The sequence below is a fragment of the Borreliella carolinensis genome (assembly GCF_032595855.2).
GTDB classification, from domain to species: domain Bacteria; phylum Spirochaetota; class Spirochaetia; order Borreliales; family Borreliaceae; genus Borreliella; species Borreliella carolinensis.
Genome location: NZ_CP132456.1, coordinates 40,734 through 56,747, shown reverse-complemented (window position 1 = coordinate 56,747; position 16,014 = coordinate 40,734). Strand labels below are relative to the sequence as shown.

15 protein-coding genes are annotated in these 16,014 nt (G+C 27.3%); 12 read left to right on the top strand and 3 right to left on the bottom strand.

What is annotated here, in order from left to right:
• Positions 1-192 precede the first annotated feature (192 nt).
• Positions 193-993, bottom strand: a complete 801-nt coding sequence (thyX, locus tag QIA46_RS04845; RefSeq protein ID WP_317268658.1) for an FAD-dependent thymidylate synthase — start codon at positions 991-993, stop codon at positions 193-195.
• 219 nt (positions 994-1,212) lie between these two features.
• The gene (locus QIA46_RS04840; protein WP_317268657.1) at positions 1,213-2,082 is read right to left on the bottom strand and encodes an OMS28 family porin; all 870 of its coding nucleotides are present in this window, start codon (positions 2,080-2,082) and stop codon (positions 1,213-1,215) included.
• Between the two features lie 517 nt (positions 2,083-2,599).
• Here QIA46_RS04840 and QIA46_RS04835 point away from each other — a divergent pair.
• From QIA46_RS04835 to QIA46_RS04785, 11 genes are all read left to right on the top strand, one after another.
• Positions 2,600-3,478 (top strand): complement regulator-acquiring protein, encoded by an 879-nt coding sequence (locus QIA46_RS04835; protein ID WP_317268656.1) that lies wholly within the window; start codon positions 2,600-2,602, stop codon positions 3,476-3,478.
• 214 nt (positions 3,479-3,692) lie between these two features.
• Positions 3,693-4,502: a complement regulator-acquiring protein gene (locus QIA46_RS04830; protein ID WP_317268655.1), complete on the top strand. Its 810-nt coding sequence runs from the start codon at positions 3,693-3,695 to the stop codon at positions 4,500-4,502.
• 257 nt (positions 4,503-4,759) lie between these two features.
• Positions 4,760-5,617, top strand: a complete 858-nt coding sequence (locus QIA46_RS04825) for a complement regulator-acquiring protein (protein ID WP_317268654.1) — start codon at positions 4,760-4,762, stop codon at positions 5,615-5,617.
• Positions 5,618-5,793: 176 nt separating this feature from the next.
• A complete protein-coding gene (locus QIA46_RS04820) occupies positions 5,794-6,624 on the top strand; it encodes a complement regulator-acquiring protein (RefSeq protein ID WP_317268653.1) in 831 nt (276 codons plus the stop codon).
• A gap of 254 nt (positions 6,625-6,878) precedes the next feature.
• The gene (locus QIA46_RS04815; protein ID WP_317268652.1) at positions 6,879-7,673 is read left to right on the top strand and encodes a complement regulator-acquiring protein; all 795 of its coding nucleotides are present in this window, start codon (positions 6,879-6,881) and stop codon (positions 7,671-7,673) included.
• A gap of 242 nt (positions 7,674-7,915) precedes the next feature.
• A complete protein-coding gene (locus tag QIA46_RS04810; protein WP_317268651.1) occupies positions 7,916-8,665 on the top strand; it encodes a complement regulator-acquiring protein in 750 nt (249 codons plus the stop codon).
• A gap of 274 nt (positions 8,666-8,939) precedes the next feature.
• Positions 8,940-9,719, top strand: coding sequence for a complement regulator-acquiring protein (locus tag QIA46_RS04805; protein WP_317268650.1), 780 nt, complete (start codon positions 8,940-8,942; stop codon positions 9,717-9,719).
• Between the two features lie 280 nt (positions 9,720-9,999).
• A complete protein-coding gene (locus tag QIA46_RS04800) occupies positions 10,000-10,761 on the top strand; it encodes a complement regulator-acquiring protein (RefSeq protein WP_317260610.1) in 762 nt (253 codons plus the stop codon).
• A gap of 427 nt (positions 10,762-11,188) precedes the next feature.
• A complete protein-coding gene (locus tag QIA46_RS04795) occupies positions 11,189-12,442 on the top strand; it encodes a complement regulator-acquiring protein (RefSeq protein ID WP_317268649.1) in 1,254 nt (417 codons plus the stop codon).
• A 169-nt stretch (positions 12,443-12,611) separates the two neighbouring features.
• Positions 12,612-13,484, top strand: coding sequence for a complement regulator-acquiring protein (locus tag QIA46_RS04790; protein WP_317268648.1), 873 nt, complete (start codon positions 12,612-12,614; stop codon positions 13,482-13,484).
• A 167-nt stretch (positions 13,485-13,651) separates the two neighbouring features.
• A complete protein-coding gene (locus QIA46_RS04785; RefSeq protein ID WP_317268647.1) occupies positions 13,652-14,617 on the top strand; it encodes a complement regulator-acquiring protein in 966 nt (321 codons plus the stop codon).
• A gap of 250 nt (positions 14,618-14,867) precedes the next feature.
• On the opposite strand, the gene QIA46_RS04780 is transcribed toward QIA46_RS04785, so the two are convergent.
• A complete protein-coding gene (locus QIA46_RS04780; RefSeq protein WP_317268646.1) occupies positions 14,868-15,089 on the bottom strand; it encodes an Lp6.6 family lipoprotein in 222 nt (73 codons plus the stop codon).
• 246 nt (positions 15,090-15,335) lie between these two features.
• Between QIA46_RS04780 and QIA46_RS04775 the strand changes: the two genes are divergently transcribed.
• A complete protein-coding gene (locus QIA46_RS04775; protein ID WP_301341197.1) occupies positions 15,336-15,959 on the top strand; it encodes a hypothetical protein in 624 nt (207 codons plus the stop codon).
• Positions 15,960-16,014: the final 55 nt, after the last annotated feature.

Genomic DNA, 16,014 nt, shown 5'->3' with positions numbered 1-16,014 from the left:
TAATAAGAGTTTATTAGTATACTAATAAACTCTTATTATAATGCCTCTTTTGTAATTTTATAACATTAATTTTTAATTTACATTTACATTTACATTGTCAAAAATTACATTTTACAGCCAGCGGCTAGCAATTTAATTTTTGATCGTAAATCGAAAATTCTTATAATTAAAGAATACTAAACCCTTAAAAAATTAATCAATTCCTAGCTTATCTTTTAATAGCTCCAATTTTTTAGCATCCATATTAAACTTATTTAAATCTAAAGCGTTAATAATTGCTATTATCTCTTCACTAGAAAATCTCTTTCCCCTTAAAAAATGATTTTCAAAACTATTAAAAGCCATGGGTACAATTTCTCTTACTATGCTTACCAATGCTTTAGCATATTCGCGCATTTCTTTTGGTGAATTCTCTTTAATTTCTTTTGGACTGTCTAAGGCTAATCGCAACTTAATAAAATGAAAAAGATTATTTAAATCAATTTGCCAATACCATTCAGTATATAAACTTAAAGGCAAAACTATTCTTGAGAGTTCTTTTGGAATATTAGAATTGATCATATCTTGATAAAGCTCATAAGAATGTTTTTGATGATGCTTTATTTTGTCTGATAAACTTTTTTTCAAAGGTTTAAATTCTATTTTAGATTTATTATTAAAAATTTGACACTTTAAATCTTCTTCTAAAGGAACATAAAATTCCTCTCTTGCCAAGCTGTAGCATCCAGAAACTTCATTAATCCTTGCGGTTCTATGCCTCATCCATTGCCTTGCAATAAATATTGGAGCTTTAACATGAAATGTAAAAACTACCTGCTCCAATGGACTTGTGTGCCCATTTCTTATCAAATAATCAATAAGTTCTTCATCTTTTCTTTTAACACCTTCTCCTCGATAAGAAATCCTTGCTGCTTCAACTATTCGCTTATCATCTCCCATAAAATCAATAAGCTTTAAAAACCCATTATCCAAAATTTTATATTCTTTATTCAAAAACTAAGCTCCTTGCTTAAGGCAAATTTATTAACCTTTTAAGAATGTAATTAATGTAATTATTCAAGTGAATATAGAATGTAAATATTATATCATAAACAACCTTAATAAGGGATTTAATATTGATCTTAGTAAAATAAAAAAAGGCAGAAGCTATATAACTTAGCTTCAAACCTTTTTGCTTTAACCTCTAATTATTTATAAATCTGTATAATCTAACTATCTCATATATAAAGAAATGGTCATTACTTTTGCAAGATCTCTTGCGCCTTGAGCCACCTTAACAACATTAGAAATAGCCTTTGCAACATCTTTTTTTGCTACTGCTTGATCCTTATTTGATGGATTTAAACCATTAACCATATTGAGAACTTTTTGAGCCTCTTGAACTGTTTCATCCAAAGCCCTTTCAGAAGCCATTAAAGTTTCTTTAACTTGCTCTACCTTAGCAAATTCTTCTTTTGTCAACTCCAATTCTTTATTATTTGGAGATTTATTTGACATTATTTGCTTTTCTATTAAGAATGTTGCTTCTCCAGCAACAGAAACAGCCTTTTGGGTTTCTTGAACAGCCTTTTTAGATATTTCAACAACTTTGTTTGCATCCTCAGCAACTATTCCTGAACACTTGGCCACAATAGTTGCTTCTCGTGATGCAACAACAGCTCCTTTGGCAACATCTGAGATTAAAGACATTGAACCTACAAACTTTTTAACTACCGCCGCATCATTTGACTCTACCAACTCAAGAGATGACTCTCTAACTCCCTCTAATTTACTAGTAATATCTTCGGTTACCTTGCTAATAGTATCTAGGGCCTGATCAACTTGATCTTTTTGATCCAAGTTTTTGTTATCCTTTTGATCCAAGCTTTTGTTATCTTTTTGATCCAAGCTTTTGTTATCTTTTTGATCCAAGTTTTTGTCATCTTTTTGATCTAATTTTTTGTCATCTTTTTGATCTGGTTGTTCTAAAACATTGGATTGAGACTTGAGAATATTTACATTGTTAGAATCTGCAAACACATTTAAATTTACAAATCCAAACAATAATCCATTAATTATTAAATTACTAAATATTTTAGTCATTGTTAATTCTCCTTATTTAAACATTTATTTTTAATATTTTAAAACATAACTAAATTAGAATCAATACATATTTGTATAAAAACATATAATTAACTTTTTTAATTAAGAATGACTTTGAAAAAATAAAGCTTTTAACAAAGATTAAACACTCAAAATTTACATTAAAATGGGGAGAACGGTGTTATTTTATAATATTTAGATTTATTATTATAAAATAACACATGAAAAATATACTGCAATCATCAGCAAAAACAAGACTGTTGGGGAATATTTTTAAAATTAATAAAAAGCAAAAAGTAAAACATTAATATTAACTCACTACCAACAAATTTAAAAACCAAACGGAAAATTTTTGGGTTTTAAGAATATGTTAAACGTTTTATTTATTAAATTTTATTTTAAATAAATAAAACAACCATTGAAAATTAAAGAAATTGAAATACATTTATATTAGAAATAAAAAATATTGAGCTTGCCAAATAATAACTAATGATTAATTTTTTTTAAGGATTATGTTTTGAATAAAAACACAATTTGGAAAACATTAAAGCTGTTTCAAATAACTTTACTGGTCTCATGTTCTTTTTATTCTAAATCAAACAACACAGAAGCAACAAGCGAATTGCAACCAAACCTCATTGAAGCTAAAAGCCTTGGCGTTAAAAAAGCAGTAAATCTCAAAAAGAGCCAAAATTTACAACAAAGCCAGCTTTTAAACGATGAAAAGGAAGCGATAATTAAAAAAATTGCACAGGAATTTGATGAGAATGAAAAATTAATTCAAAAAATTAATTCAAATATCGAAATATTTACTCAAAAAATAAACACAGATATTCAAAAAATCGAACCTGTTGATCAATTTGGAATAAATATTGCCGCATTCCCAGAAAAACAAGACATGAATATTGATTTCATGTTAAAAGAAAATCGATTTAGAAGATTGTTTTACTCATCTTTAAATTATGATGAAAATAAAATCAAAAAATTAACAACAATACTTGCACAAACATCAAGCTCAAATGGACACCATTACACACTTATTGGTTTAATTTTTTGGACAGGATTTAAGATCCAAGAAGCATTGGAGGGCGCCGTTAAGCTTTTAACCAAAGACGAGCAAAGACGCCTAATGTTTAACTTTAGAACAAAAACGGTAAAAGGGATTCAAGAAAAATTTGAAAAACTAATACAAGAGAAAAATTCTTGGATAAAAACTATTGACAACATTATTGGTGAATATGACAACAATACGGGGGGAGCCAAAACTGATGGAAAAATTTTAGGAGAAATAATAAGGGTTGGATACGAACATAAATTCAATCCAAATGAAAGTATGCAAATTTTAAATGATATTGAAACGCCGCTAAAAACCTGTTGTGACCACATACACTACTAATTATCGGTGTGTGTGGAATAGTGGTGTTACTAATTAAGGGGGTTAGAAATATTGGAAAAAACTTAAAAAATTAAAAACATAAAATATAAATTAAATTTTTTAATACTAAATAATAATATTGTTATTCAAAAGATCTTAAAATACAGTTGTATTATTTTGTATTAAAATCAACAAACATTAATTTTAACTTATAAATATGCACAAGGAGATTATTTTGACAAAAAATAAATCAAATAGCATTAAGCTTAATATCATTACAACAATACTAACTTTAATTTGCATTTCATGCGCTGTTAATCCAAATAATCCAAAAGTAAATAGCCGAACCGATATAAAAGAAAACTTCAGAGATTTTGAAAATGAATCTGAAAATCTAAAGTCTTTAAAGCAGCAACCTCAAGAAGAAACTACAGCCTCAAAATTAGAAGCAATTGGCAAGAAATTAGAAGCTCAAAAAATTGAAGAAACTGCAAAAATAGCTAACATTGCTTCTGCACAAGCTGATTTCATAGAAACTCTTGATAATAAAATCCAACCCTTTTATTTTTCTGAAAAACAAATGGCTGAAGAAGCTAAAAAAAATGTAAAAATGCAAATAAAACGAATGATTTACTCATCTTTAAATTACGACACAACAAAAATAAACAATTTAAAAGACATTCTTTACAGTATTATAGATAAGGATGAAGGGAAGCACAAAAATATAGCTTTAAAATTCTTTTATAAAACAACAACAGATATTCAAACACATCTGGAAAATCATTTACAATTAATAAAAACCAAATCATCTTTAACCCCAAAAGAATTAGAAGAGCTACTAATAAGCGCAGAATTTAGCTTAAAGCTAAAAGAAAAATTTGCAAAACAGTTAATAAAAACTGCTGAAGAACTGAAAACCCACCCAGCATTAACTGACACAGATTATTTGGTAGATGACATAGCGCTGCACATAGTGGACAATTACAATTACGATTACGCTATCGATGAAATTATTAAATATAACCAAAAAGAATTAAATAAATAAAAACTTAATAAAAGCAACAAATAAATGTTGCACTTGAAATTTTTTTCTAAAAAGAGAAGTTAATTCTTCTCTTTTTTTTTTAGGCTTACAATCTAAATCCGAATAAATCCAGATAAATCCAAACTAAACCCAACAATAAATTTAATCTGCAAATATCAAATAAGAATATTGTTATTTGACAATTGTTGCAATATAATAATATTATTAGATTGTATTAGAATTAATAAATACTGGTTTTAATTTATAAGGAGAGTATTTTGACAAAAGCCAATCCAAATATAATCAAGCTTAATCTCATTGCAACAATATTAACTCTAATTTGCATCTCATGCACTGTTAACCCAATTGATCCAAAAGTAAACGACTACACCAATTCAAAAGAAAACACCGAAAATCCTAAGAATACATCTGGAGAATTTACATCTTCAAATCAAAAATCTACAAAAGAAACTATAATCTCAAAATTAAAAGAATTTGGGAAAAAAATAGAAGCTCAAAAAATTGAAGAAACTAACAAAGTAGGCACCCTTGACAAGAACAATTTAGCAGATAATATTGGGGTCTACCCCGTGTCTTATGATAAAGAAGCTATAGAAAAACTTAAACAAACTTTAAAAACTCCATTAATCACAATAGATGAAGAAACCCAAAAAACTGAAAAACTACAAATAGAGCGAATAATTCAATCATCTTTAAATTACGACACAATAAAAATAAAGAATTTAGAAGAAATTCTTAAAACACTCAAAGATGGCAACATTGATGAGGAAAATGTAATCAGATCATTGCTTTATAGCAAAGCTTTGGGCATTCAAAAACAAATAGACAATCATCTGGGATTAATAAAAGAAGATAAATTAAACGCCCTAAGCGAAGAAGAATTAAAAGAGCTGCTAATGCACGTAGAATTTGACTTAACACTAAAAGAAAAGTTTAAAAAAACCTTGGAAAAAACTGTCAACGAATTTTACAAAGAAATTCAATACCCTGAAAATACCGAAAAAAAATATTATGTATTAGAGCACATAATTAACAATTTTCAAATATTTGATTATTTTACTTACGATGCTAAATCTAAACAAGAAAAATTCAATGCATTAAAATCAATAATCTAAAGAAAAAATAATATATTGCACTTAATGTTTTAAAAAAGAGAAGTTAATTCTTCTCTTTTTTTTTAGGTTTAAATTTCAAATAATAAAATTGATATTTTAACATATTGAAATATACTTACATGATTAACTCACATTAAAATTAACAAATATTAGTTTTAAGTTATAAGGAGAGTATTTTGACAACAACTAAACTAAACGAAATTAATCTTAACATCATTACAGTGATATTAACTTTAATTTGCATCTCATGCACCGTTAATCCAATTACCCCTAAAGTAAAAAGCTATACTAATTTACAAGAAAACACCGAAATTTTTGAAAAAAATCTTGAAGGCTTTGGGTCTTCTGATCAAAAATTTGTTGAAACTACAGCCTCAAAATTAAAAGAAATTGGCAAGAAATTAGAAGCTCAAAAAAATGAAGAAACCACAAAAGTAGCCGGAACACTTGCTGGGGTTAATTTAGTAGATAATCTTAAAATCTACCCTATGTATTATGGAAAATATGAAAAAGCTCAAGCAACTAAGTTTACTGTAGTAGATGAAGACACTCAAAAAACTGAAAAACTACAAATAGAGCAAATAATTTACTCTTCTTTAAATTACGAAAAAGAAAAAATCGATAAATTAAAAGAAATTCTTGAAAAACTCAAAGGTGAGCCCGATTGCGAAAATGCAGTTAGATCATTACTTTATCGCAAAGCTTTGGGCATTCAACAACAAATAGACAAACATCTAGAATTAATAAAAGAAGAAAAATTAAATGCTCTAAGCGAAGAAGAATTAAAAGAGCTGCTAATCCACGTAGAATTTGACTTAATGCTAAAAGAAAAGTTTAAAAAAACCTTGGAAAAAACTGTTAACGAAGTTGCCGAAGAAATTGAAGAAATTCTAGAAGATTATCAAAAAAATTACTTGGTAGGCTACATATATGAAAATTACGAAATATTTGATTATTCTAATTACGACATTAAATCTAAACAAGAAAAATTCAATGAATTAAAATAAACAATCTAAAAAAATAATATATTAAACTTAATGTTTTAAAAAAGAGAAGTTAATTCTTCTCTTTTTTTAGGCTTAAAGTCTAACTCCAAATAACCGTTTAAATACAAATAAATCCAAACTAAAACCAATAACAAATTTAATCTTTTTGAATACAAACTAATAATATTATTATTTGACAATTGTTACAATGTGGTTATAATATTATTTTGTATTATAATTAATTAGTATTAGTTTTAACTTATAAGGAGAGTATTTTGACAACAACTAAACTAAACGCAATTAATCTTAACATCATTACAGTGATATTAACTTTAATTTGCATCTCATGTGCACCTTTTAGCAAAATCGATCCCAAAGCACCTGGAAATACTAAGCTTAAAAAAACCTCTAAGCTTAAAAAAAATACCAATCGGGAAAAAATTCAAAACCCTGAAGATGCCCCTGGGGACTTTAAACCTTCCGGTCAAGAATTTATGAAAACTACAGAATTAGAATTAAAAGAAATTGCTAAGAAGCTGGAAGATCAAAAAAAAGAAGAAACTACACAAATGGCTAAAATTGCCAAGGAAGAATCTAATCTCTTAGATCCGTATATTAGTGCTCATGGCGGACTAGCTAACGAGGAGGATAGAATAATTTTAAAAAGAATGCTTTATTCGTCCCTAGACTATAAAAAAGAAAATATAGAGACATTAAAAGAAATTCTTGAAACACTTATAAATAATTCCGAAATTGATCATAAAATTTCTGGAATATTCCTTCATCGCATAACGATAGGCATTCAACTACAACTAGAAAATCACCTAAAATCAATAAATGAAAAACTGGGCACTCAAAGCAAAGAAAATTCAAAAGAAGATTTAAAAGGGTTGCTAGTACGCGTAAAAGCTGACTTACAGCTAAAAGAAAGGTTTAAAAAAGCCTTAAACGAAACTATTGAGGCTTACCGTAAAAATACTAAAAACATTAAAGACAATAAAATACTAGCGGAACACTTTAATCAAAATTTCAAAGAATTTGATACTTACAAACCGCCTATCTCTAAATAATCTTTAAGAGAAAAGAATATGTTGCACTTGATATTTCAAAAAGAGAAGTTAATTCTTCTCTTTTTTTAGGCTTAAAATTTAAATCTAGATAAACACAAATAAATCCAAACTAAAAATAGTAATTAATTTAATCTTTTAAATATTTAACAATAATTAAACTACTTGACAATTGTTACAATATTGTTATATTATTACTTTGCATTATAACTAATTAATATTAGTCCTAATACAAGGAGAACATTTTGAAAAACGCTAACCCAAACATAATTAAGCTTAATATCATTACAATGATATTAACTTTAATTTTTATTTCATGTATGCCTTTAAATAAAATTGACCCCAAAGCAAATGAAACCATTAATCCAAAAAACAACCAAAATCCTGAAGATGCCTCTGGGGGTTTAGGGCTTTACGATCAAAAATCCAAAAAAGATATAATCTCAGAATTAAAAAAAATCGGTAAATACCTGGAAGATCAAAAAAATGTATACCAGAAAGAAATAGCTATAATTACTGCTGGAAAATTTGATTTCCTGGAAACTTTTATACCCACAATCGTCCCTAACATTCTTCTTTTTAGTGAAGAGAACATAGCGAAAATGAAAATGACACTTTATTCATCTTTGCATTACAAAAAAGAATATATAAATACATTAAAAGAAATTCTTGAGAAACTTAACCAAGATCCTGAACACAAAATAATACTTACAAGATTTTCAAATCTTTTCTTATCTAGAATTCAAGGCAAACTAAATAGGAATTTAGAATCAATACAAAAGGGAGTAGACAGTCTAGACCTAAAAGAAGCCAAATCTTTGCTTACGAAAATAAACTCCAATTTAAACCTAAAAGAAAGCTTTCAAAAAACCTTAAACTATACTATGGAGGCTTACAATAAAAATACCGACAACATTAAAAGCGATGTAAATAAGCTAGCAGAACATTTTGATACATATTACGAAGGCTTTGGGAGTTTAATGCCTATATCTTAATAATCTTTAAGAGATATAATATGTTGCACTTGATATTTCAAAAAGAGAAGTTAATTCTTCTCTTTTTTTAGGCTTAAAATTCAAATCTAGATAAACACAAATAAATCCAAACTAAAAATAATAATAAAATTAATAAAAATTTAATCTTCTTTAAGCTTTTAAGATTTTAATCTTAAATAAGAATATTGTCATTTAACAATTGTTGCAATATGATTATAATATTATTTAATAATAAAATTAATAAATATTAATTTTAATTTATAAGGAGAGTATTTTGACAAAAGCCAAATCAAATATAATCAAGCTTAATATCATTATGGTGATATTAACTTTAATTTGCATTTCATGCGCACCTTTGAGCAAAATCGATCCTAAAGTAAATGAAAGCACCAATCCAAAAAAACGCACCAATCCAGAGAAAAGCACCAATCCAGAGAAAAGCACTCAAAATCCTGAGGATACCCCTGGAGACTTTAGGCCTTCCGATCAAGAACTTTTAGAAAATATAATCTCAGAATTAAAAGCAATTGGCAAGAAACTGGAAGATCAAAAAAAAGAAGAAGATACGCAAATAGCTAAAATTGCCGCTGATAATTTTGATTTCCTAAACACTTTTAAAGTCGCCTCTTTGGATACCATTGATGACAGTATTCGAATTAAAACAAAAAGAATTATTTACTCATCCTTAGATTATCAAAAAGAAAAAATAAATACATTAAAAGGAATTTTTGAAACACTTCAAAAAAATCCCAAAAACTATAATATAGTTGGGAAATTGCTTTACCACATATCAGTTAGTACTCAACTCCAAATAGAGGAGAGTTTAGCATTAATACAAAATGAAATAGACAATTTAAACCTAAAAGAAGCTAAATCATTACTAGCGGAAATAAAATCCGACTTAAAGAAAAAGAAAAGAATTAAAAAAACCTTAAACGAAACTCTTAAAGCTTACAATCAAGATGATCAAGGCATTAAAACCAATGAAGAAAAGCTAGCAGAACATTTTAATAAATATTACGAAGACTTCGATACTTTAATGCCTCTATCTTAATAATATTTAAGAAAAATAATATGTTGCACTTGATATTTCAAAAAGAGAAGTTAATTCTTCTCTTTTTTTTGGGCTTAAAATTTAAATCCAAATAAACCCAATTAAATCCAAACTAAAAATAATAACAAAATTAATAAAAATTTAATCTTTTTAAGATTTTTAGATTTTAGATTAAATATCAAATAATAATATTGTCAATTGACAATTGTTGCAATATAGTTATAATATTAATTTGTATTAAACTTAATAAGTATTAGTTTTAATTTATAAGGAGAGTATTTTGACAAAAGCCAAACTAAATATAATCAAGCTTAATATTATTACGGTGATATTAACTTTAATTTGCATCTCATGTGCACCTTTGAGCAAAATCGATCCTAAAGTAAATGAAAGCACCAATTCAAAAAAAAGCACAAATCCAGAAAAAAACATTCAAAATCCTGAAGATCTCTCTGGGGAACTTGGGCCTTCTGATCAAGAACTTTTAAAAACTACAATTTTAGAATTAAAAGAAATTGGCAAGGAACTGGAAGATCAAAGAAAAGAAGAAGATACACAAATGGCTAAAATTGTCGCTGATAATTTTGATTTTCTGGATACTTTTAAAGTCGACCCTCGCGATATTATTGAAGAAGACCCCAAAACAAAAATAAAAAGAATTATTTACTCATCTTTAGATTATGAAAAAGAAAAAATAGATACATTAAAAAAAATTCTTGAAAAACTAAAAGAAAATTCCGAAAACCATAATATAGTTGGGAGATTGATTCACCACATATCATGGGCCACTCAATTCCGAATAGAGAAGAATTTAGCATCAATAAAAAATACCGCAGACAATTTACACCTAGAAAGAGCTAGATCATTGCTAGCGGAAATAAAATCCGACTTAAAAATAAAGCAAAGGCTTAAAAAAACCTTAAACGAAACTATTGAGGCTTATAAGCAAGATGATCAAGGCATTAAAAACGATGAGGTAAAGCTAGCAGAACACTTTAATCAATATTACAAAAACACTGATACTTTAAGGCCTCTATCTTAATAATCTTTAAGAAAAATAATATGTTGCACTTGATATTTTAAAAAGAGAAGTTAATTCTTCTCTTTTTTTTAGGCTTAAAATCTAACTCCAACTAAACCCAATCAAATCCAAGCTAAAACACAAAAATGTCTTTCGATTTTTATAAGAGTTTAAATTTAAATTAAAATAATTTGATATACATTTGTAATATGTAATAAAAATTATTTTGTACCCCGCTGCTACATTTTTATAAAAGGAGAATATTGTGAAATAATGTAAAGCAAAAAAAATAAAAAAAATTAAACCTTTGCCAGATTAAAATATTTTTATTTATATTTATTGATTATTCTATAATTTGAACTAAGTTTTTAATAATTAGTAATTAATTTTAAATTTTAATTAATTTTGATTATTAAAATTCATTAAAAAGAAATCGAGGAATAGTATTTTGAAAATCAAACCATTAATACACTTAAAGCTCCTGGGATTGTTTTTATTTTCCTGCACAGTTGATGCTAATCTAAATGAAGATTATAAAAGCAAAGTAAAAGGAATGCTCAACCGCACAAAAGATGATAAAGAAAAAGCATCGGGTAATAAAAAACCAAACGCTGCAAAAAACATACCGGTAGTTGATAAAGTAGCAGCAGAGCTTAAAAAACAAGATCAAGTGGCAAAAACTCAAGCGGCAAAAACCAAAGGATTGCAAAATCAACCACAAATAGCAAAAGTAGCAACACAGCAAACTTTAAGTTTTGGAGCAGATCTATCAAATCTTTCAAAAACAACAAATATAAACACAAGCATACCTACAGAGGGCATAACAAAAACAAAAGATGTATCGCTGTCACCCCTGCCAATCATAAGAAGAACTACTCAAGGGGGTAAAGCTGCGCCCAGAACTACAAGCACCTTTAGCGGCACAAATAACAAACCACCAGCATTTACCTTAAGTTACACCTTTAGCCAACCAACAAGCCCGCCAACAAGCCCAATCATTGACGTGCAAGCAACAACATCTTCTAGCGGGAGAAGCAAATTACAAGAATTAAAAAATGAACTTATTAGAACAATTGCTGAAGAAAAAAATACTACACAAAACAACTTTGGATTTAGGGAAACTCACGATCAATTTAATATGAAAGATTATGTATTTGATCTAATAGATGTTATTTCAAGTGGTAAAGTTTTTGACAGAAGTTACGCGCCAAAGCTTAGCTCCGACACGCCAGAAGCAAAAAATGAAAGAAATAGATTATACGCACTTATGGATTTTGATCCAAGCAAAATTGCACGATTTGGATCAATAATGGACCTTCTTTACGATGAGGAGCAAAATCACAGCTTAATAAGAGAATTAATAATATCAGGGCTTGGAACACAAATTTCTTTTGAACTTGCACTAGACGAAATAAATAAAAAAATTGAAATCTTTAACGAGGATTACTTAAACACTAAAATTAACAGTTTTGATTTCACCTCTAAGCTAAACACGCTTCAATCAAAACTAGATCAAATAGTAGATGAAAAAGACGAATGGGCAAGACACGCCTTTGAGCTTATTAATTATGCAGACCCTAATTATTACTCAGGCGACTCTAAATCTTTAGCAGAGTACATTCAAAACAACTACTTAGACAAAATGCAAAATGCTCGCCAGTCTATTCTTGAAACATACATTAGTATCACAGAGCTCAAATAGTTTATTTAAAAAACGAAAATAAACTATTTTACAACTATTTAATCAAAAGAAGAGATCTGGACTCTTCTTTTTTTTATTGTTCTATTTTAAATTTGAACTAAATTTAAATCATTAAGTATTAATTTTAAATAATTAAAATTACTTAAAATTTTTATTAAAGGAGTAAATTTTGAATAAAACAAAATTATCAATATTTATCACATTAGGGATACTGACATTTTTCTCTTGCGATCTAGACAATAAAAGCAGTAAAAACAATAAAATCAAAGTAGCAAGCTTTACAGAAACAAAATACGATGAATTAAATCTTCAAAAAGACATAAAAAAGGGAGCAAAAAAACAAGCCCTTCAAAGATCAAAAAAAGACTTAAAAACTTCAAATAAAGGGGAATTAGATCTAATTGACAAGCTCTTTGAGATTTTAGCAAGAGAAATGACAATAATAAAAAAAGAAAAACTTCAAACAGAAATACCCAGTCAATTTGGACTAAAAAATAGCATGTTTGAGCTACTTAATGTTTACAAAATTGACCCCCAAAATGGCAAAAGACTTCAAGAAAAAATGAACTCAGGCCTTAGAGAATCTCAAAAAATGAGAAGACAGTTTTATTCATCACTAAGCTACAACACAACTGACATTTTCAATTTAGCAGAGATTGTAAACAAGCTTTACAACAACCCAAAAGCCCACGACACAATAAAAAAAATATCCGGGGGCATACGAATTCAACAAGGATTTGAAGTTGCGCTTGAAGACTTAGCAATGAACATGGACAAGCTAAGAGAAAATGATTTTAATAAAGATACTTTAGAAGAAATTTATAATTTAATTATTGAGTTTACCTTAATAAAAAAAGAATGGCTTAATACAATAGAAACATTGATTAAAAGTTCAAATTCCACCTTGGAGCTACAATACAATACAGAAAAGCTAAAAGACCACATCGAGCAACTCTACAAAGACAAAATGATTTCTCTTTGCTTGAAATCCGAGCAAACATTAATTTCTTTAGATACATTATTTAAATTTAATAATAAATAATTAAAAATTATTAAAAAATAAAACCTTATTCCCAAAGAGAGCTACAGCTCTCTTTTTTTTTGAATTCTTTTTGCACAATAACAATTTTGAATTAAAGTTATTAATTGGGTAATTAAAATTATTAATTAATAATTAATTACTTAAAATTTTTATTGAAGGATAACATTTTGAAAAATAATAAATTAATTGCAATATTTTTATTGCATACATTAACTGTGCTAATTTTGCTTTCTTGCTCTCTAGAGGTAAAAGATGGCGATGAAAATAAAAAGCATAAAAAAGAAAAGACAAAAATATCAAAAACGGAAAACAATTCGTTAAAAAATAAAAAGATGTCTAAAAACGGTAAATCAAAAATAGACAATCTGCTTGTTGCTATTAATACTCTAAAAAATCCGCCAAAAATCTCAGCTGGCAATAAAAACAAACCTAACTCAGCGGCTTTAAAGCAAAAAAACAATCCCAACAATGCTAATGTTGCTCCAAAACAAATATTAGATCCTGAGGCTACAGAACTAATACAAAAAATATTAGATAGATCTGAGAATATTATTCAAATAAGTGAGATTGATTCTTACAAGGGTGAGCCGGATGATCAATTCGGAATGAAAAAAGAAATATTTAGTAAAATATTTTTCAATGCAAACTCAACAGTGCATTTTGACGAAAACGAATATACAAGTGAAAGAAGAATGCTTTACACATCTTTAAATTTTAACGAAGGAAAAATTATAGAACTTGGGAAAATTTTATCAAAACTCTCTCAAGACTCAAACTACAGAGGTTTGGTTAAAGAAACCCTTATAAACAGAGGCTTTAGCATTCAATTAGCAATGGAAGAAATCAGCGCAAAAATACTAAATGTAAAAGACAAGCTACAAAATCTAAACAAAGCTAATTTAAAAGCACTCTATCACGATTTTGAGAAACTTACACCACTTAAAGAAAAATGGCTAAAAGACACAGATGATTTTATTAATGAGTACAATGCTAACAACGACTTACAAACCGACGTTTCAAAACTAAATGACGCCTTAAGATCAAAAAATTCAAGGGCTCAATTTGCAGACATTCACGATATAATTTTGAATTTAGTAAACACAACCACCAACATTCTTGCTCCAATTCAGTAATATTGGTTTTGCATTCAAAAAGGAAGGGGATTTTAAAGCCCCTTTCCCCTTTTTATATTTAATTTTAATATACTATTTTAATTTTTCTAAATCAAAATAATAAATAATAAATCAATCCACTTAACTATTATTGAAAATTAAAAATCAAAAACTTTTTCAATAAATTTATTAAAAAAGTTTTTTAAAATAGTTACTAGTGTTGTACTTAACTTATTTAAATTAAATTAATTAAAATTAAAAGCAAATATTGTTACTTTTTCATTGGTTTTGCCATTGGTTTTGCCATTGGTTTTGTCATTGGCTTCATCATATTCTTATCTGGCATTGATTTCATCATATTCTTATCTGGCATTGGAGCTGTAACTTTTGAATCTTCATCGCTAGTATTTTCCATCTCATCTGAAATTCTTGTAGTTTCGCAAGCAACAAATAATATCGCGCTTAAAAATATAGCGTACATTAATTTTATCATTGTTTATTCTCCTTCTTTAGAACTGATATTATATTAAAACATAATCTTGAAATAATCAATATCAATTGGTTTTTTATTCTAAATAAAAAAAGTATTAAATAATTCACAAACTATTGATAAAATCTGTATAAAATGATATCTTATGTAAATAAATTTGGACTTAAGAATAATTAAATATTTATATGTATGAAACTTTAAATATTTTAAAAAACAATTTAAATAAATTTAATATTACAAGAGATAAATATGAGTGCAATTGAAAACACCCTAATTTATAAAAATGAACATACAAAACCTTTAAACCCTATTCTTTGTACACAGTTTTACATTAGAACTTACAGCGTAGATTCAAATGCAGCAATTGAAATAAAATCAGAAGCACATTATTTAGACCAATACGATAAAATTACACTAACAAAAGGTAAGCTAAAATCAATTAGCATATTAGCTCACAAAACCAGTATGGATAAAAAAGGTTTAAAAAATCTGCTTCAATTAAAAAATCACAAAGATTATAATTATTTTTATGAAAATAATTTCATAAGATGTTGTTTGAATTTCGAAGATAAACAAAAAAAAGAACTGAATTTAATGCCCTTGTTTCATTATCACAGTTTATCAAGCATTAACAAGGCAATCCTAAGCAAAGACAAAGCCGGCAATTTGCAATTTGGAAGCTCATTTTACGTATCAACCAATCACAGCTGGAAATATCTAAGCTTTGCCAAATTTCAAAAAAGCCTAAATAAAGTTAAACTTATTTACTCAGCTTATTCTAATAAAAAATATTACATTAAAATAAGTCAAAGCATTTACGATACGCTAAAAATATTAATCAATGCTTCAAGGCTTAAAGAATTTATCAAATAATTTTATTTATTAAAATTAAATTAAACACTTCCCACACACGTTTCAAAGAGGCTCT